The sequence below is a fragment of the Streptomyces sp. SJL17-4 genome, assembly GCF_036826855.1.
Classification (GTDB): domain Bacteria; phylum Actinomycetota; class Actinomycetes; order Streptomycetales; family Streptomycetaceae; genus Streptomyces.
On the sequence record NZ_CP104578.1, the window covers coordinates 1,826,270 to 1,844,686 of the forward strand.

An 18,417-nucleotide genomic window follows, 5' to 3' on the forward strand; every position below is an offset into this window, starting at 1 on the left:
ATCAGACCGCCTCTCCCTGACGGGCGGCCGCGAGGCGGACCGCGTCGAGGATCTTCTCGTAACCGGTGCAGCGGCAGAGGTTGCCGGAGAGCGCCTCGCGGATGTCCGCGTCCGTCGGGGACGGGTTGCGCTCCAGCATCTCGTCGGCCGCGACCAGCAGACCGGGGGTGCAGAAGCCGCACTGGACGGCGCCGGCGTCGATGAACGCCTGCTGGATCGGGGAGAGTTCGACACCCTCGCCGGTCTGCGAGTCCTGACCGGGCTTGGCTTCCCACTTCTTGGCGGCATCCAGCGAGGTACCGCAGGCGCCCGTGGCGCAACCGGCGTGCTCGGAACGCTCCTTGGCGAAGTCGGCGAGGCCCTCGACCGTGACGACCTCGCGGCCCTCGACCTGGCCGGCCGCGACCAGACAGGAGCAGACCGGCACCCCGTCGAGGCGGACCGTGCAGGAACCGCACTCGCCCTGCTCGCAGGCGTTCTTGGAGCCGGGGAGCCCCATCCGCTCACGCAGGACGTAGAGGAGGGACTCGCCCTCCCAGACGTCGTCGGCTTCCTGCGGACGTCCGTTGACCGTGAAATTGACGCGCATGGTTATGCAGCTCCCTCAAGCGTGCGGCCGGTGCCGCGGTACTGCTCCCAGGTCCAGCCGAGCTGGCGGCGGGCCATGATGCCGACGGCGTGGCGGCGGTACTTGGCGGTGCCTCGGACATCGTCGATCGGGTTGGCGGCGCCGGAGCAGAGGTCGGCGAACTGCTTCGCGATCGACGGGGTGATGATCTTGCCGTTGTCCCAGAAGCCGCCCTCCTCCAGAGCCGCGTTGAGGAAGGCCTCGGCCTCCTTGGCGCGGATCGGGGTGGGCGCGGCGGAGCCGATGCCGGTGCGCACGGTCCGGGTCTCCGGGTGCAGGGCCAGGCCGAAGGCGCAGACGGCGATGACCATCGCGTTGCGGGTGCCGACCTTGGAGTACTGCTGGGGGCCGTCCGCCTTCTTGATGTGGACGGTCTTGATGAGCTCGTCGGGCTGGAGCGCGTTGCGCTTCACGCCCGTGTAGAACTCGTCGATCGGGATGAACCGGCTGCCGCGCACCGACTCGACCTCGACCTCGGCGCCCGCGGCGAGCAGGGCCGGGTGGGCGTCGCCGGCGGGCGAGGCGGTGCCGAGGTTGCCCCCGACGCCGCCGCGGTTACGGATCTGCGGGGAGGCGACCGTGTGCGAGGCGAGCGCCAGGCCCGGCAGCTCGGCCCGCAGGTTCTCCATGATCTGGGTGTACGGAACGGCGGCGCCGAGGCGGACGTTCTCCTCGCCGACCTCCCACTCACGCAGCAGCTCGATGCGGTTCAGGTCCAGGAGGTACTCGGGCCGCCGGTGGTCGAAATTGATCTCGACCATGACGTCCGTACCACCCGAAAGGGGCACGGCCGTGGGGTGCTCTGCCTTGGCGGCGAGCGCCTCCTCCCAGCTGGCGGGGCGAAGGAAGTCCATGGTGGCTCTCTTCTAGTGATTCTGGTGATCGGGGGTCGTGCGCAGGGTTCCGGGGGGACGGCCGGTCCTCGACTTCACGTTCATGTGCTGTTCACGCGGTGTGTGGCCTAGTACACAAGCCCACGTTCGCCCGGGTGCAGTCACCGAAAACATGAAGGAGTTGGCTGGGTCCCGTCGTCGTCTTGTAGATTCGAACGAAAGGCGGGGAACAGTTACCTCGCTGTTTTCCCCTGGAAACGGTGGCCCCACGCCACCGTCGACAACGCGACAACCCCACCACCCACTGACGAAGGAACGGCGGCGACACGATGCGGCTGCGCGCACTGCTGGAACACGACGCGCTCGGGCTGCGCCTGCTCGGCGGCGAGGACGAGCTGGACCGCACCGTCCGCGGCGTGATGACGACGGACCTCAAGGACCCCAGCCGGTACCTGTCCGGCGGCGAGCTGGTGCTCACCGGCCTCGCCTGGCTGCGGGAGCCGGCCGACGCCGAGCCCTTCGTCCGGATCCTGGCCTCGGCCGGGGTCGCCGCCCTGGCGGCGGGCGAGGCGGAGCTGGGCGACATCCCCGACGATCTCGTAGAGGCGTGTTCACGCCATCGTCTTCCGCTTTTCGCGGTGAACGAGACCGTTGCGTTCGCGACGATCACCGAGCACGTTGTTCGACAGGTCTCCGGCGAGCGGGCGGGCGACCTGGCGGCCGTCGTCGACCGGCACCGGCGGCTGATGACCTCGGGACCGGCGGGTGGCGGCCCCGAGGTGGTCCTCGACCTGCTCGGCTCCGACCTGGACCTGCGGGCCTGGGTGCTCTCCCCCACCGGCCGCCAGATCGCGGGCGCGGGCGAGCCCCTCCCGGCCCCGCTCGCCGCCACCCTGGCCGGTGAGCACCTGGCCGCCACCCGGACCGGACGGCGTGGCCCGCACCGGCTGAGCACGGGCGGAACGGCGTACTCCCTCTTCCCGATCCGCAACACGGGCCGGGGCGCCGCCCCCGCCTCCCGCGACGTGCGCGAGACGGTCCTCTCGGACTGGCTGCTCGCCGTGGAGGCGGACGCCGGGGACTGGCCTGCCGCCCGGCTCGACCTGCTCCAGGGCGTCACCCAGCTGATCGCCGTCGAGCGGGACCGGCGCGACGCGGCCCGTACGGTACGGCGCCGGCTCGCGCAGGAGGTCCTGGAGCTGGTGCAGACGGGCGCCGCGCCCGCCGAGATCGCGGCAAGGCTGCGGGTGGCCGCCCCGGTGCTGCTGCCCGGGATCGGCACGGCCCCGCACTGGCAGGTGGTCGTCGCCAGGGTCGAGTGGGAGCAGGAAGCCGGCCAGAGCCCCGCCGTGGACGCCGGGCCGGTGGCCCAGGCGCTCCTGGAGGAGATCCTCGTCGACCCGGCGACCGTGGGCGCCGAGTCCGCCGACCGGATCGCCGTCGCCCACAGCGGCGACGAGGCCATCGCCCTGGTCCCGCTGGCCACGGGTCCGCTGCCGGACAGCGAGGACGAGAGCCCGGCCGCCGCGCTGGGCCTGCACGCGGACGCGCTGCTCGCGGCCGTACGCGCTCCGCTGTCGGCCGGCCTCGCCGACGACGGGCGGCTCACCCTCGGTGTCAGCGCCGCCGTGCACTCGGCGGAGGGCCTGCGCGGGGCGCTGGAGGAGGCCCGGCACGCCCGCCGGGTCGCCGCCGCCCGTCCGGGCCGGGTCTGCGCCGCGGGCCACCACGAGCTGGCCTCGCACGTGCTGCTGCTGCCGTTCGTCCCGGACGACGTCCGGCGCGCGTTCACGGCCCGGCTGCTCGACCCGCTGCGCGACTACGACCGCCGGCACCGCGCGGAGCTGATCCCGACGCTGGAGGCCTTCCTGGACTGCGACGGCTCCTGGACGCGCTGTGCGACCCGGCTGCACCTGCACGTGAACACGCTGCGGTACCGGGTGGGCCGGATCGAGCAGCTCACCGGCCGTGACCTGTCCCGTCTGGAGGACAAGCTCGACTTCTTCCTCGCCCTGCGGATGAGCTGACCGGGTGAGCCGACCGGATCGAGCCGGCAGGGTGAGCTGATCGGATGACCTGAGAGGTGCCACGCGGATTCACCCCTTCGGGCGAGTCCGGTGGAGTGACGTCCGGGCCGGTGGGGCCCGTCGGCCGGGACGGTCGGCGGGCCCCACCGGGGCCTGATCACGGGCCCGGCGGCCGTCCAACGCCCTTTCGGCCACGGTCCGGACAGCGGTACACCGATCCGCCGGACTCTTGTGAATTCTTTCACCTGACCCCTTGGCCAGGTACTCCCCTTCGTGCTGAGATGCGGGTCTCACTCAACAGCTCAATGGCGCGCTCGGGGAGGGCAATGTGGCGGACACCGCCATGTCTGGTTCCGAATCAAGGGGCGGCGAAGATCCGTCCCTCGCCTACGGCAAGGAGACTCCCGTGGAGACCGCCATATGGCGGCTCCGCTCCCGGGGTTGCTGGACGGACGCGGCCGCGCTGCTCGCGCCCCACGCGACCGAACCGGCCGCCGCACTCGAACGGGCCGCGCTGCTGATCGAGCGCTGCCTCTACACGGAACAGGGCTGGGCCGACGCGGAGGAGGCGCTCCGGGCGGCCGAGGCGGTGGCCGGAACCGACGAGGAACGCGGGGCCGCCGCCTGCGAACGCGGTTATCTGGCCTACGCGTCGACGCTTCTGGGGGTACGCGACCGGGCCGACGAGGCGCGGATGGCACTGGGCCGGGCGGCCGCCCTGATCGCCCCGTCCGCGGAGGGCAGGCCGCTGCTCGACCTGCGCCGCGGGCTCATCGCACAGAACCTCGGCGACTCCCCGCAGGCGGCCCGTGCCGCGTACCGCAGGGCGCACGCCGGGGCCACCGCGCAGGGCGACTCGCTGCTGCTCTCCTCCACGTGGCGGCACCTCGCCGGACTCGCCCTGCGGGAAGGCGAGTTGGCGGAGGCCCGGCACGGCTTCGCCGAATCACTCCGCATCCGGGAGGAGTTGGGCTACCTGGTCGGTACGGCCCCGGCCCTCACCGCCCTCGCCACCACGGAGACGGAGCCGGAGGCGGGCCGGCTACGCGCCGAGGCCCGCCGTCTCTTCCGCCTGCTGGGTGGCGTGCCGACCTGGCTCGCCGCCCAGCTGACACCCCAGCCCGCCACCTGAAGCCCCTCCGGACGAGGGGCTGGTGACAGTCCCTCAGACGGTCGTGCGCCTCGGGGCGAGACACACCAGGCTCTCGTCGGTGCCGATGACCAAGGAGCCGCCGCCGGTGACGGCGACCGCGCGGACCGGGGGGCCCGGGCGGAACGACAGCGTCGGGCCGCCCTCCGGGCGGTGGAGTTCGACGAGACCGTCGCCCCAGGCGGCGGCGATCAGCGGACCGTGCGGGGTCTCCGTCGCGTGCAGGGAGACCACCGGCGAGGGCCGTTCGGCGAGGGGTTCGGGGCGCGGATCGCGGCCCGGGGTCCAGAGCCGGACGGTCCCGTCGACGCCGCCGGAGCAGACGAACGGGGTCTCGGAGTCCACCGCCGCGACGGCCGTGACCCGGCCGCTGTGCGAGGCGGCCTGGTGCAGGCCCCGGAGACCGAAGGCGTGCACGGAGCCGAGCCGGTCCCCGACCACCACCGAACCGGCGATCGCCGCGAGGGCCGTGCCCGGGTGGCGGGCCAGGGTCGCCGAGACGGCCTCGGTGAGGCGCTCCAGATACGGGGCCCGGGGCGTCGTCCCCCGTACGGTGTGCAGCCGGCCCCGGTCGTCCAGGAGCAGCACCGTGCCGTCGGGCGCGGGCGCGAGCGCGGTGACCCGGCCGGGCACGGTGTGGGCGAGACGGCCCGCCGGGCTCGCGTCGGCCTCGTGGAGCAGCCGTACGGCGCCGGTGCGGTCGCCCACGAGGAGCGTTCCCTCCAGGGGGCCGCCCGCCGCGCCGAGGACGGTGACGGGACCCGGCCAGGGCGGGGTCAGATCACCGCGGTGCCGGGCCCAGCGGAGCCGCCAGGGCGAGCCCTCCGCGAGCTCGGCGAGTGCGGGGCGCAGCCGGGGGTCGGCACCGTCGCCGAGTGCCGAGAGCAGCACCAACGCCCGTTCGGAGGGGGCCTGTTCGCGGCAGAGGGACTGGCCGGCCCGCATCCAGGCGGCCCGCAGCCCACCGTGGTCCTCGGCGGCGTTCTCGCCGGGGCGGGCGGGTACCTCGGGTCCGTCGAGGGTGCCCGGGAGTCCGGCGGCGGCCGCCCCGGTGACGTACGCCGTGGTGACGAGCAGCGGGTCGGCCGTACAGACGGCCACCGGGTCGGAGAGGTCCGGCAGCGGCCGCGTCTGCTCGGGGGCGCCGGGGCCGGCCGCGTCGGCGTCGCCGTCGAGGTCGACGACGGCGACCCGCCGGTCGGTGCGCAGGGCGGCGGGGGCCGGGGTGCCGCTGCGGGCCTCGACCACGAGTCGGACCCGGCCGACGCCCGCGAGTTCGGCGATCAGATCGGTGAGCGCGGCGGGTTCGGCGGCGGCGTGCAGATCGGTGAGGAGGAGGACGGCGCGGCCGGCGGGCCGGGCCTCGCTGGTGGCGAGGGCGTGCACGAGGTCGCCGGGCGACCGCGCCACCACGCCGAGGCGGTCGGCGATCGTCCAGGTCGCGCCGAGGGCGCTCTGTCCGGCCAGCGGGACGAGCACCCGGGCCGTGCGGCGGCGCGGCCGGCCGGCCCGGGGGCCGTGCTTGGCGAACCAGCCGAGCAGAGCCGTCTTGCCGCTGCCGGGGGCGCCGGTGACGAGGCAGAGCCGGGGCGCCTCGGGATCGGTGAGCCAGCCGAGCAGGGCGGTGGCCTCGGTCTCCGTACCGGTGACGGGTCGGCCTCCGTCCGCCGGGGACGGGGTCGCGGACGGCATGGGGCACCTCACGGGCGACGCGGTACGGGCGGCTGTCGCCCATGACCTTAGTGGGCGCGGGCCCCCGGGGACCGCCCCGTCGCGGGGACGGTTTCCCGGGAGCTTCCGCGGGTTCTCGGGACCTTCCGCGGGTTTCTCGGGGCGGTCAGGCGTCGGGGTCGCCGCCCGCCGCGACGACCTTGAGCCGGCCGACCTGGAGCTGGGCGGCTCCCTCCGCGCGCTCACGTCCGAAGTCGTCGGTGATCACGTAGGACAGCACGGTGCCGATCCGCATGTAGACACCGACGAAGTCGTTCCTCTCGATGGCGAACCACTCGTCGGCGCCGCCGCTCTCGACCTTCACCGGCGTGTAGCGGCCGGACGGGCCGTTGAACTCCTTCTTCGCCTTCTCCACCGACTTCAGTACGGCGGCGGCCTCCTCCTCCGTGCCGAAGGAGGCGAGGATGAAGGTGGCCCCCGTGTCCGAGCTGGAGTTGACCAGGGCCAGGTCCTTGATGCTGAAGGACTTCACGCCGGGGCATTCCACCTCCAGCCTGTCGAAGCAGGCCTTCCCGGACTCCGCCCCCTGCACGATCTCGGGATCACCGGCGCCGTACGTGCCGTCGGTGAACTCGGACGACAGCGGCAGGGCGTTGATCATCCCGGCCTCGTTCAGCGAGACCGGCGGCACCTTGTCCTGGCCCTTGTCCTGGCCCTTGTCCTGGCCCTCCGCGATTCCCGGGATCGCGTCGTTCCCCGTGACCGCGTCGGTTCCGTCGCCGTCCCCGCATCCCGCGAGCGCGAACACCATCGCCGCCGCGACAGCGATCCCCCGTACGCCCGTCCTCATCCTGATTCCCCCTGCGGCTTTGCCGGTTGACATGATCATCAACCTTAGCGGGCCGCAGGGGTCAGGCGTTCGAGCCGGTGAAGTGTTCGCGTACGAGGGATTCGACGACCGGGAGGTCCCGGGCGATCAGGGCGTCGAGCAGGGCGGTGTGCTCGGCGGCGTCGGCGACGAGCACACCGTGGCGGACGACGGGCGCGCTGATCAGGGGCCACTGGGAGCGGCGGTGGAGGTCGTCGGCGACGGCGAGCAGCTGCTCGTTCCCCGCGAGGGAGAGGACGGCCCGGTGGAAGGCCCGGTCGGCCTCGGCGTAGTGGGCGCGCTCGCCCCGGGCCGCGGCGGTCGAGGTCGCCTCGGCGAGCGGGCGGAGCTCGGCCCAGCGGGCGGCCGGGACCGTGCGGGCGAGCCGCAGCATGACGGGGACCTCGATGAGGGCGCGGACCTCGGCGAGTTCGGCGAGCTCGCGCGGGGTCCGCTCGGTGACGCGGAAGCCGCGGTTCGGCACGACCTCGACGGCGCCCTCGACGGCGAGCCGTTGCATGGCCTCGCGGACCGGGGTCGCCGAGACGCCGAACCGCTCGCCGAGGGCGGGCGCGGAGTACACCTCACCGGGGACGAGCTCACCGCCGACGAGGGCGGTACGGAGCGCGTCGAGGATCTGGCCGCGGACGGAGTGCCGTACGACACGGGGGGCGGGCGCGGGGACGGCGGCGGGAGCGGCGCCGGGGGCGTCCGGCTCGCAGTGGGTGTGCTCGCCCCGTACGGATTCGCCCCGGCCGGCCTCGCCCCGGCCGGCCTCGCCTCGGGCGGACTCGGCTCGGGCGGACTCGGCTCGGGCGGACTCGGCTCGTGCGGACTCGGCTCGTGCGGACTCGGCTCGTGCGGACTCCCCCCGTACGGACTCGGCGCGGGGTATGCCACGAGCCTGCTCCGGCACCCGTGCGGCCTCCTCCGAGCGCCGGGCGGCTGCGTCGCCGAAGGGCGGGGACGGCCTCTCCGTCGCCCGCTCGCGCGCTGCGCCCTGCTCCACCCGGGTCCTCCTGCGGCCTCGTGCCCGGCCCGGCTCGCGTCGCGCGGGTCCTCTGTGCACCATAGGCGAACGGACCGACATCAGGGGTGTGAGGGCTGCCTCGCTGGTGAGGGCGCTCGGGCCGGTGGTGAGAGGTGACCCCGAATCGGGTAAGGTAAGGCTAACCTGCCAACGCTCGCGATTCGGTGGTCCGCATGACCGTCCCCGCCCTGTTGCCCGCCTCTCCGACCTCGCCCGTCGCGGCCGCCTACGCCCGGCTCGCCGAGGTCTTCCCCCATCTCCGGATAGAGGAACACGTCCGCGGCGAGCGGCTGCCGCGCGGCGCGGGCTGGGTCGGCGCGGACTGGCTCGCGGCCGGCGGCCCCGACCTCGACGCCTTCCTCGCCTGGGACAACGCGCAGGTGCTCCGCGACTACGGCACCCAGGCCCGCCCCGACGTCGTCGCCGGCTTCGGACTGCACCGGTACGCCTGGCCCGCCTGTCTGCTCGTCACCGTCCCCTGGTTCCTGGACCGCAGGGTGCCCCGGCTGCCCGCACGGAACGTGACGTTCCAGCGGGCGCTCGGGCGGATGGCCGTCCGGGTGGAGGAGTTCGCCTGCCTGCCCGGCGACCCCGCGGCGGCGCTCCCCGGCGCCCGGGTGGTCGCCGACGAGGACGCACTGCGGGCCGAGGTGCGCGCCTCGCTCGCCGAGCACTTCGAGGCGATCCTCGACGGCTTCGGCTCCCGGATGCGGCGCGGTCGCCGTGCCCTGTGGGGGATGGCCACGGACGAGATCGTCGAGGGCCTCTGGTACGTCGGTGCGCTCCTCGGTGAGGAGCGGCGGGCGATGGACGACCTCGACCTCCTGATGCCGGGCACCGTCAAGCCGTACAAGCCCTACGCGGGCTCGGCGGGCTTCCGCGAACTGCCCGGCGCCGAGGGGCCGGACGGCGCCCCGCGTACCACGCGCGACCGGGCGTCCTGCTGCTTCTTCTACACGCTGCGCCCCGAGGACACCTGCCTCACCTGTCCGCGTACGTGCGACGCCGAGCGGGTCCGTCGGCTCACGGCGGCAGCCTGAGGCACCCGAGTGATTACGCCACCCGGACGGGTGGCGTAAATCGAACTCAACTCCCTTTCCTTGCATGGGTGTTCGAGCAGATCGCACCTATTCGTATGTCGTGGCGCCCCGATGGCGTGCTCTTGCCCGGAAACCCCTTGAGCGCCCCACAGGGTCGGCCAGTATGGGCCGCCAAACGCCCTACTGCGATGCAAGGGACACCGCATGAGACTGACCGACATATCGCTGGACTGGCTGCTTCCGGGTGGCGTCATGGTGGCCGGAGTCCTGACGGCGGTGGCGGTGCTCGCGCGCGGGAAGCGCGCCGGTGACCAGGCCGCGGCCGAGGACTCCTGGGAACGCAGCGAGGAGCGCCGCAGACGCAAGGAAGCCGTGTACGGCACCGCTTCCTACGTCCTCCTCTTCTGCTGTGCCGCGGTCGCCGCGGCACTGTCCTTCCACGGACTCGTCGGCTTCGGCCGGCAGAACCTCAACCTCACCGGGGGCTGGGAGTACCTCGTCCCCTTCGGCCTCGACGGCGCCGCCATGTTCTGCTCGGTGCTCGCGGTCCGCGAGGCCAGCCACGGCGACGCGGCCCTCGGCTCGCGCCTGCTCGTCTGGCTGTTCGCGGGCGCGGCCGCCTGGTTCAACTGGGTGCACGCCCCGCGCGGCCTGGGCCACGACGGGGCACCGCAGTTCTTCGCGGGCATGTCCCTCTCGGCTGCGGTCCTCTTCGACCGGGCGCTCAAGCAGACCCGCAGGGCCGCGCTGCGCGAGCAGGGCCTGGTGCCCCGCCCGCTGCCGCAGATCCGGATCGTGCGGTGGATGAGGGCACCACGGGAGACGTTCGCCGCCTGGTCGCTGATGCTTCTGGAAGGCGTACGGACCCTGGACGAGGCCGTCGACGAGGTGCGCGAGGACCGGCGGGAGAAGGAGCAGAACCGGATCCGCCGGCGCGACCAGGTCAAGCTCGACCGGGCACGGCTGAAGGCGATCAACCGCCAGCACCGCGCCTTCGGGCTCGGCCGGGGTGGCGGCCGTCAGGTGGAGATGGCGGCGCTCAACGCCACCTCGGGTAGCGGTACGGGCCCGGGTTCGGGGTCCGGCACCGGTTCGGGTTCAGGTTCCGCGACGGCGTCCGTGCAGGCCGCCGTCGCGGAACCGGCCATAGCGGATCCGGGACAACTGCCGCTTCGACCCCGGCCCTCCCTCCAGGCCGTCACTGGCCGTGACATCCGCACGAGCGACTCCCGAACGGTGGATCTCACCGCGGAGGACGACACTCAGACGCTGCCCCGTCTCGACTCCCTGGAGCGCAAGCTCAAGGACCTGGAGCAGCAGTTCGGCTGAGCGGACAGCCGTCCGTCCACCACACACCGGCGGGGCCGCCTCTCAGGCGGCCCCGCCGTTCAGTTCGAACCACACCACCTTGCCCACCCCGTGGTCCTCGACTCCCCAGGAGTCGGCCAGGGCCTCGACGAGGATCAGCCCCCTGCCGTGCGTACCGTCGTCGGCGGGCGGTACGTGCGGTGGGGCGAGACCGGGGACGAAGTCGCGGACCTCGACCCTCAGCTGCTCGGGCACGACCGTCGCCGTCACGACGGCCCCGTGCTCGGTGTGGATCAGGGCGTTGGTCACCAGCTCGCTGATGAGCAGTTCCGCCACGTCGGAAACGCCCGGTCGGCCCCATTTCCGCAGCAGGTCACGCAGGGCATGTCGCACCTCCGGCACCGCGGTGAGATCCTCGCATCCCACCTTTCTGAGCAGTTGAGTCGGCTGTCGTGCCTCCCCGGCCATATCCCCCACCCACAGATCGTCGAACAGGCTCACGGGGATGCATGCCCCGCCACATCGCCCGCATTCCCTCAGGGTCGGGGCACGTTGCGCAGGTTGGAGCGGGCCATCTGGACCATCCGGCCCACTCCCCCGTCCAGGACGATCTTGCTGGCGGAGAGGGCGAAGCCGGTCACCATGTCGGCGCGGATCTTCGGTGGGATGGAGAGCGCGTTGGGGTCGGTGACGACGTCCACCAGGGCCGGGCCCTTGTGCGCGAAGGCGTCCTTGAGGGCGCTCGCCAGATGCTTGGGCTTCTCGACCCGTACGCCGTAGGCCCCGGCGGCGCGGGCGATGGCCGCGAAGTCCGGGTTCTTGTTCGTCGTTCCGTACGAGGGCAGTCCGGAGACCAGCATCTCCAGTTCGACCATGCCGAGCGAGGAGTTGTTGAACACGATCACCTTCACCGGCAGGTCGTACTGCACGAGGGTGAGGAAGTCGCCCATCAGCATGGAGAATCCGCCGTCGCCGGAGAGCGAGACGACCTGCCGGTTCCGGTCGGTGAACTGCGCGCCGATGGCCTGCGGCAGCGCGTTCGCCATCGAGCCGTGGCTGAACGAACCGATGATCCTGCGCCGCCCGTTGGGGCTGAGATAGCGGGCCGCCCAGACGTTGCACATCCCGGTGTCCACCGTGAACACGGCGTCGTCGTCGGCCAGTTCGTCGATCACGGAGGCCACGTACTCGGGGTGGATCGGGACGTGCTTCTCGACCTTGCGGGTGTAGGCCTTGATGACGCCTTCGAGCGCGTCGGCGTGCTTCTTGAGCATCTTGTCGAGGAAGCGGCGGTTGCTCTTGGCCCGGACACGGGGGATCACACAGCGCAGGGTCTCCCGCACGTCACCCCAGACGGCGAGGTCGAGCCGGGAGCGGCGGCCGAGGTGCTCGGGCCGGACGTCCACCTGCACGATCTTGACGTCGTCGGGCAGGAAGGCGTTGTACGGGAAGTCGGTGCCGAGCAGGATCAGCAGATCGCACTCGTGGGTGGCCTCGTACGCGGCACCGTAGCCGAGCAGTCCGCTCATGCCGACGTCGTACGGATTGTCGTACTGGATCCACTCCTTGCCCCGCAGGGCGTGGCCGACCGGTGACTTGATCCGCTCGGCGAACTGCATCACCTCGGGGTGCGCCCCGGCCGTCCCGCTGCCGCAGAAGAGCGTCACCCGTTCGGCCTCGTCGATCATCCGGACCAGGGCGTCGATCTCGGCGTCCCCCGGGCGGACGGTGGGCCGGGTGGTGACCAGCGCGGTCTCCACCGCCTTCTCCGGGGCGGGCTGGGAGGCGACGTCGCCGGGGAGCGAGACGACGCTGACGCCCCGGCGGCCGACGGCGTGCTGGATCGCCGTGTGGAGCAGCCGGGGCATCTGCTGCGGGTTGGAGATGAGTTCGCTGTAGTGGCTGCACTCGCGGAACAACTGGTCCGGATGGGTCTCCTGGAAGTAACCCAGGCCGATCTCGCTCGACGGGATCTGCGAGGCGAGGGCCAGGACCGGGGCCATCGAGCGGTGGGCGTCGTACAGGCCGTTGATGAGATGCAGGTTCCCCGGGCCGCAGGAGCCGGCGCAGGCGGCGAGACCACCGGTGATCTGGGCCTCGGCGCCGGCGGCGAAGGCCGCGACCTCCTCGTGCCGCACCTGGATCCAGTCGAGCGAGGGGGTACGGCGGATCGCGTCGACGACCGGGTTCAGGCTGTCACCGACGACGCCGTACATGCGCCGGACTCCCGCGCGGACGAGGATGTCGACGAACTGCTCCGCCACGTTCTGTTTGGCCATGGCTCCATCAACCCATGGCCCGGCGGGTTGCGCCCGGCAGGTTGCGCCCGGTGGATTACGCCTCCCAGACGCCCACCCCCGTACGGTCGTCGGCGTAGCCGGTCACCCTCAGCTGGGTGTCGGCGAGGAACGCGGCCAGGCCGGGCGCCTCGGTGTCGGCCCAGCGGGCGGCGAGCTCGCGGGCGAGCGCGGGTTCGCCGCGCATCGGCTCGGCGAGACCGGGCGAGGCGAGGAGCAGGGTGTCGCCGGGGCGGGCGACGGAGGCGCGGAAACGGAACGGCTCGGCGGGCGGCGGCACGGGCCCCTCGACGAGCGGCGCCGGCGCGGTCGTGATGCCGAGGTCCATGGTGAGCCGGTCGCCCTCCTCGGTCTCGGAGGCGACGTCCTGCGGAGGCGGCGAGCCGAAGCCCACGACGGGTGCGCCGGTGACGGCGGCCGGTTCGGGCAGGAGCGGTTCGATGTCCTGCCAGGTGCCGTCGCGGAGCCGGAAGAGACCGCCGCCGCCGATGCCGAAGAAGACCCGGGTGCGGCAGTCGGGGTCGGCGGGGACGAGGAGGCAGCGGAGTGTCGCGGTGTACTCGTCGGGGGCGAGGCCGCGCTCGGCGGCGCGGGTGCGGAGCTTGCCGTACGTACGGTCGGTGAGCCGGTGGAGTCCCGACTTGAGGTCGCCGCGGCGGCCGGACCTGATGTCCTCGGAGAGCCGGGCGTGGCTGCGGCAGACGGCCTCGGCGATCCACTGGCAGGCGTCGGCGGCGGCGAGATGGGCGTCCTCGGCGGCGCGGGAGCCCGCGGCGACGGCGACGAGGACGAGCGCGGTCTCGTCGTGGCCGAAGCGGGCGGTGAGCAGGGCGTCGCGGCGGGGCTCGCCCCGGTAGCGCGCGGAGTCTCCGCGTACGGAGGCGGCCCGCAGGGTGCAGGTGCCGTACCGGGCGCCGTCGAGCACGGTGTCGGACACCAGCTCGCCGAGCTCCCCGGGGCGGGCGACGGGCAGTGCGGTCGGCTCGGCGTCGTAGGTGGGCGGCCGGCTCCCGACGTATCCGGTACGGGGACGGGGCACGGTGACCTCGACGGTGAGGTCGGAGCCGGAGCCGGAGCCGCCGGTCGGGGCCTCCTCCCCGCCCCCGGCACCGGCCGCGGACTCGAACCCGGACTCGAACCCGGACTCGAACCCGGACTCGTTCTCGGTCTCGGTCTCGGTCTCCTCGCGGTCGTCCGGTGGCCCCGGCAGCTGCACCCGGACGGTGGGCGTCTCGACGGGCGGCGCGGGTGGAGGCGGCGGAGGCGGTGCGGGAAAGGTCTGCGGGCCCTCCTGCCGCGTCTCCCAGGGCGCCCGCCCCGGCACGAGGGGTACGGCGGCCGCGGGGGCCCGCGGGTCCGGGGCCGCGCCCGGCGGGCCCGTGGTGGCCCGGGTCGCCGTGGTGAAGTGGTCGTCGAGGGTGTCACCCGACGCCGTCGGGGCCGTGTCCGGCGCCGACTCGTCGTAGAGCTTGTCCCACCAGTTGTCGTCCCCCTGCTGAGTCATGCCCTTATTGTCCACCGCGCGGGGCGCCCGAAAACGGGACATCAGGAAAACCGTTGCTGCAAATGGGTGGTCCGCCGGGCGGCCCCACCCCCCACGGGAAGGACGCCCGGCGGACCGGCGTGATCAGCGCACGTCGTAGGCGCGGATCACGGTCTGGGTGACGGAGTTGCCGTTGGCGTCCGTCAGTTCGGTCCTCAGGGTGACCGGCTTGCCGGTCGCGCCCGCGTGGTTCACGGTCGCGGTCCAGTGGCCGCCCTGCTGAGAGACCTGCGCTTCGGTCCAGCTCGTGCCTCCGTCGTAGGAGTACGAGAGCCTGGCCGAGGTGAGCGCTGCGGGGGTGTAGCCCGCGTGACCCGTCACGGTGAGGCCGATGTGCTGGCCGTCGGTCGCGGCGAGGGTCTTGAGTCCGTCCTCCGGAAGGTCGTACCGGGGGAAGAGAATCGGGATGCCCTGAGAATAGACGCTCTCGTCAAGCTTGGAGGTGAATTTCCATACCGAGTTGACGGAAGTGGAGCGGGCCCACACCTTGCTGCCGATCTTCATGACGTTCTGTTCGAGGGTGTACGTCCCCTCGTCGGCGGGCACCGGGAAGGCGCCGAACGGCCAGCCGGTCTGCCCGAGGAGCTCGCCGTCCCGGCTGAGGCGGAGGCCGCCGATGTCGCCGAAGGAACCGGCCTCGCCGTGGTGGGTGTTGTCGCCCCAGATCGCGGCGGAGAAGCCGATGTAGTCGCCCTGGCGCTCGGCGACGAGGACCGGCTTGCCGGAGCTGTCGCGCGGGGCGGTGGGGGCGACGACGCCGTCGTACCAGCTCTCGGTGCGTCGCTCGCCGGCCGTGTACGTGCGCGGGGCGCCGATCATGAACTCGCCGAACGGGAAGCTGGAGGACAGCATCCGGTCCCAGCTCGTGTCACCGGCGGTGTAGTACTCGGTGCGGGTGCCCGGCGCGGGGATCCGCTCGAGGTCGCCGAAGGAGACGGACGTGCCGTTGGGCCGGGAGGCGCCGCTGAAGTCGATGAAGTCGCTGGCGAGGCCCATGGCGCGGTAGGTGGACTCGGTGCGGCCGAGCTGCCCGTCGCGGACACGGTAGTCCTTGTCGCCGCGGACCGACCCCTTCTCGGGGAAGGCGAGGTTGTAGAGGTACGGGCTCTTCGCCGTGGCCTTCCAGGAGAGGCCGACCTCACCGGCGGCGAGCTTGCCGAGCAGGGCCGCGCCCTCGGCGGAGTCGACGGCGAGGACCGGGAACCCGACGCCGGCGAGGCCGCCCGCGGGGTACCAGCGGCCGGGACCAGCGCGGTACGCGAGGACGGCCACCGCGCCGGCGGCCTTGGCGTTACGGGCCACCGTCACCGCCGAGGGGGAGGTGTCGGGGAAGCGGACCAGGGCGATGCGGCCCTGGACCCCGGCGGCCTCCAGTTCCTCGGGGGTGCCGGTGCCGGCGTCCACGAGACCGGCGGAGCCGGTGCCGTCGAGGTTGTCGGAGCCGGTGGAGGCGGTGACCGGGTGCAGCGTCAGGCCGTCGTCGGTCCTGAGCGAGGAGATCAGCGGGGCCGCGGCGCGCCAGTAGCTGCCGAACTCGAAGTCGCCCTCGTCGGCCGGGCCTTCGACCGAGGCGTAGTAGCCGCGGATGGTGCGCGGGCCGGCGGCCGTACCGGTGTGCAGCCAGGTGTCGTCCCACGAGCGGGCGAACGCGAGGGTGGTACCGCGGGGTTCGGAGGGCTTGTCGGTGGCGACCGACAGCTTGTGTGCCCTGCGGGCGTCGAGGACGACCGTGGTGTCCTTCTTCACCTCCAGCTGCGGGCGGCCGAGGTAGCTGAGCGAGTCGTTCAGCGTGGCGCCCTCGCCCGCGTCGGGGGTGGTGACGAAGGAGGAGAGGAAGTAGCTGCCGGGGCGCAGGCGGTAGACCTGGTCGGCGGCGCCCTCGTTGAAGCGGCGCTCGCCGCTCGCGTCGTCGGTGCCGATGACGTCGAGGGACGAGGCGCCGGAGGCGGGCCTGCCCTGACGGTCGATCAGCTTGACGCGGAGGGTGACCGTCTCGGGCTCGACGTGGAGCGAGAACGGGGTGGAGACGTGGACGCCGCCCGTGCCGGTGGCGATCACGCGGCCGGTGACGTCGCCGTACTGGGCCCGGTCGAGGTGGGCCGTGGGGTCGAGCTCCAGCGGGACCCGGACGGTGGCGCCGGCGGGGACGGTGACGGTGCGCTTGCCGAGGCGGGCGACCGAACTCCGCACCGGAGAGCCGTCGTTGCCGGTGACCTTCTCGACGGCCAGGGCCAGGGTGACCGGGTCGCCGGAGGTGTTGGTGTACGGGACGGAGACCGTGGTGCGGTCGCTCCTGTCCTGCGGCCAGTTGTAGGTGCCGCCCTGGACGGCGGGCGAGCCGAGGACCGTCTGGTCGATCGCGGCCTTGACGTCGAGGCGGCCGCCGCCGACCTCGCGGACGTCGCCGGGGAGGTCGCTCTCGGCGGAGGCGACGAGGGCGGCCTTGACCTGCTGGGCGGTCCAGTCGGGGTGGCGCTGCTTGACGATGGCGGCGGCGCCCGCGACGTGCGGGGTGGCCATCGACGTACCGGACATGGACTGGTAGGCGTAGACGCCCCGGCCGCCGGCCGCGGCGGCGGAGATGCCGACGCCGGGCGCCGCGATCTCGGGCTTGAGGGTGTGGTTGACGATCGTCGGGCCGCGGCTGGAGAAGTACGCGGTGGAGTCGTCGCGGTCGGTGGCGCCGACGGTGAGCACGCTGGGCGCGCAGCCGGGCGAGGAGACCGTGTTGAGGGTGGGACCCGAGTTGCCGGCGGCGACGACGAACAACGCCCCCTCGTTCTGCGAGAGTTCCTCGGCCGCGACGCTCATCGGGTCGGTGCAGTCGGTGGGTACGGAGCTGCCGAGGCTCATCGAGACGACGTCGGCGCCCTGGGCGACCGCCCACTCCATGCCCGCGATGATCCAGGAGGCGGCACCGGAGCCGGAGTCGTTGAGGACCTTGCCGTTGAGGAGGGCCGCGCCGGGCGCGACGCCCTTGTTCCTGCCGTCGCTCGCGGCGCCGGAGCCGCCGACGGTGGAGAGGGTGTGGGTGCCGTGGCCCCGGCGGTCGTCGGCGGTGTCGGAGTCGGTGAAGTTCTCCGAGGCGGCGATCCGGCCCTTGAGGTCGGGGTGCTCGGCGTCGGCGCCGGTGTCGAGGACGGCGACCTTGGTGCCCGTGCCGTCGTAGCCGGCGGCCCAGGCCTCGGGGGCGTGGACCTGCTTCGTCGAGCGCTCCAGGGTGGCCTGGACCTTGCGGTCGAGCCAGAGCTTCCTGATTCCGGAGGCGGAGCGGGCCGTGGGGGTGTTCACCTCGGCCCAGAACGTGGCGGCCTGCTTCTTCTCCGCCATGAGCGCGACGCCGTCGACGGTCCTGAGGACCTGGCCGCGCCGCGCGCCGCGCGGGGCGGCGGGGACGGAGCGGGCGAGGTCGGAGCCGTAGACCGCGATGAGGGGCAGCGTCGTGGTGGCGGCGTCGTCGTAGCCCTGGCGGACGAGACCGGTGACGTTGAAGAGCTCCTGGTCGACGCGGCCCGCGGCGAGCGCGTCGGTGGCGCCCTCGGGGTAGACGTACAGGTCCTGGCCGGAGCGGCGGGTCTGGACCAGGGGGACGGTTCCGTCCTCGCGCGGCAGGGCGGTGGCGGAGGGGTTGCCGTCGGCGTCGCGGCTGACCACGACGCGGTCCCCGGTGACCAGGGTCACCGTGACGGGGCGGTGCCCGGAGCGGGCCGCGGCCTCGCTCCCCACCAGCGGTCGCTTGCCGGTCGTGTCGTCCTGCGGCTCGTTCGCCACGGACGGCGCGACCGCGGTGACGGCCAGCACGACGGCGGTCGCCGCCCCCAGGGCCGTACGCGAAATCGGGCGCATCGCTCTCCCCATCTGATTCCGGAAATAAGGCATAAGACACCCGTCTCCGGAGGCTGTTGGTGCTGCGGTGGCGCCACATTGGCAGAGGTGAGGGCGGTACAGGGATGATGGGCGAGGCGGGAATACGCCGTGGCCGTTTCCCGCCAGGTCACCAACGGAACGAATGCCTCCGGTGA

General features: G+C 73.2%; 13 protein-coding genes. 4 read left to right on the top strand and 9 right to left on the bottom strand.

Annotated elements, in window-relative coordinates:
* Position 1 precedes the first annotated feature (1 nt).
* Positions 2 to 589: a (2Fe-2S)-binding protein gene (locus N5875_RS08080; protein ID WP_318206238.1), complete on the bottom strand. Its 588-nt coding sequence runs from the start codon at positions 587 to 589 to the stop codon at positions 2 to 4.
* A gap of 2 nt (positions 590 to 591) precedes the next feature.
* Complete coding sequence (locus tag N5875_RS08085) at positions 592 to 1,482, bottom strand: xanthine dehydrogenase family protein subunit M (RefSeq protein WP_209497449.1); 891 nt, start codon at positions 1,480 to 1,482, stop codon at positions 592 to 594.
* Between the two features lie 308 nt (positions 1,483 to 1,790).
* Between N5875_RS08085 and N5875_RS08090 the strand changes: the two genes are divergently transcribed.
* Both N5875_RS08090 and N5875_RS08095 read left to right on the top strand, forming a co-directional pair.
* Positions 1,791 to 3,488: a PucR family transcriptional regulator ligand-binding domain-containing protein gene (locus N5875_RS08090; protein ID WP_318206239.1), complete on the top strand. Its 1,698-nt coding sequence runs from the start codon at positions 1,791 to 1,793 to the stop codon at positions 3,486 to 3,488.
* Positions 3,489 to 3,831: 343 nt separating this feature from the next.
* Positions 3,832 to 4,620: a hypothetical protein gene (locus N5875_RS08095; RefSeq protein WP_318206240.1), complete on the top strand. Its 789-nt coding sequence runs from the start codon at positions 3,832 to 3,834 to the stop codon at positions 4,618 to 4,620.
* A gap of 33 nt (positions 4,621 to 4,653) precedes the next feature.
* On the opposite strand, the gene N5875_RS08100 is transcribed toward N5875_RS08095, so the two are convergent.
* The 3 genes from N5875_RS08100 to N5875_RS08110 all read right to left on the bottom strand — a co-directional run bounded on the left by N5875_RS08100 (position 4,654) and on the right by N5875_RS08110 (position 8,186).
* On the bottom strand, positions 4,654 to 6,330 hold the full coding sequence (locus tag N5875_RS08100; RefSeq protein ID WP_318206241.1) for a hypothetical protein: 1,677 nt from the start codon (positions 6,328 to 6,330) through the stop codon (positions 4,654 to 4,656).
* Positions 6,331 to 6,475: 145 nt separating this feature from the next.
* A complete protein-coding gene (locus tag N5875_RS08105) occupies positions 6,476 to 7,192 on the bottom strand; it encodes a hypothetical protein (protein WP_338492544.1) in 717 nt (238 codons plus the stop codon).
* Between the two features lie 28 nt (positions 7,193 to 7,220).
* Positions 7,221 to 8,186 (bottom strand): GntR family transcriptional regulator, encoded by a 966-nt coding sequence (locus tag N5875_RS08110; RefSeq protein WP_338492545.1) that lies wholly within the window; start codon positions 8,184 to 8,186, stop codon positions 7,221 to 7,223.
* 194 nt (positions 8,187 to 8,380) lie between these two features.
* On the opposite strand from N5875_RS08110, the gene N5875_RS08115 reads away from it, so the two are divergent.
* Together N5875_RS08115 and N5875_RS08120 are read left to right on the top strand one after the other, a co-directional pair.
* The gene (locus N5875_RS08115; RefSeq protein ID WP_338492548.1) at positions 8,381 to 9,247 is read left to right on the top strand and encodes a (2Fe-2S)-binding protein; all 867 of its coding nucleotides are present in this window, start codon (positions 8,381 to 8,383) and stop codon (positions 9,245 to 9,247) included.
* Between the two features lie 204 nt (positions 9,248 to 9,451).
* Complete coding sequence (locus N5875_RS08120) at positions 9,452 to 10,576, top strand: DUF2637 domain-containing protein (RefSeq protein WP_318206244.1); 1,125 nt, start codon at positions 9,452 to 9,454, stop codon at positions 10,574 to 10,576.
* Positions 10,577 to 10,618: 42 nt separating this feature from the next.
* Here N5875_RS08120 and N5875_RS08125 read toward each other — a convergent pair whose 3' ends face one another.
* From N5875_RS08125 to N5875_RS08140, 4 genes are all read right to left on the bottom strand, one after another.
* Positions 10,619 to 11,023, bottom strand: a complete 405-nt coding sequence (locus tag N5875_RS08125; RefSeq protein WP_318207318.1) for an ATP-binding protein — start codon at positions 11,021 to 11,023, stop codon at positions 10,619 to 10,621.
* 68 nt (positions 11,024 to 11,091) lie between these two features.
* Positions 11,092 to 12,834 carry a pyruvate dehydrogenase gene (locus N5875_RS08130; protein WP_318206245.1) on the bottom strand — a complete coding sequence of 581 codons (1,743 nt, stop codon included), beginning with the start codon at positions 12,832 to 12,834 and terminating at the stop codon, positions 11,092 to 11,094.
* 55 nt (positions 12,835 to 12,889) lie between these two features.
* Complete coding sequence (locus N5875_RS08135) at positions 12,890 to 14,356, bottom strand: protein phosphatase 2C domain-containing protein (RefSeq protein WP_338492550.1); 1,467 nt, start codon at positions 14,354 to 14,356, stop codon at positions 12,890 to 12,892.
* A gap of 123 nt (positions 14,357 to 14,479) precedes the next feature.
* Positions 14,480 to 18,241: a S8 family serine peptidase gene (locus tag N5875_RS08140; protein ID WP_338492553.1), complete on the bottom strand. Its 3,762-nt coding sequence runs from the start codon at positions 18,239 to 18,241 to the stop codon at positions 14,480 to 14,482.
* Between the last annotated feature and the right edge of the window lie 176 nt (positions 18,242 to 18,417).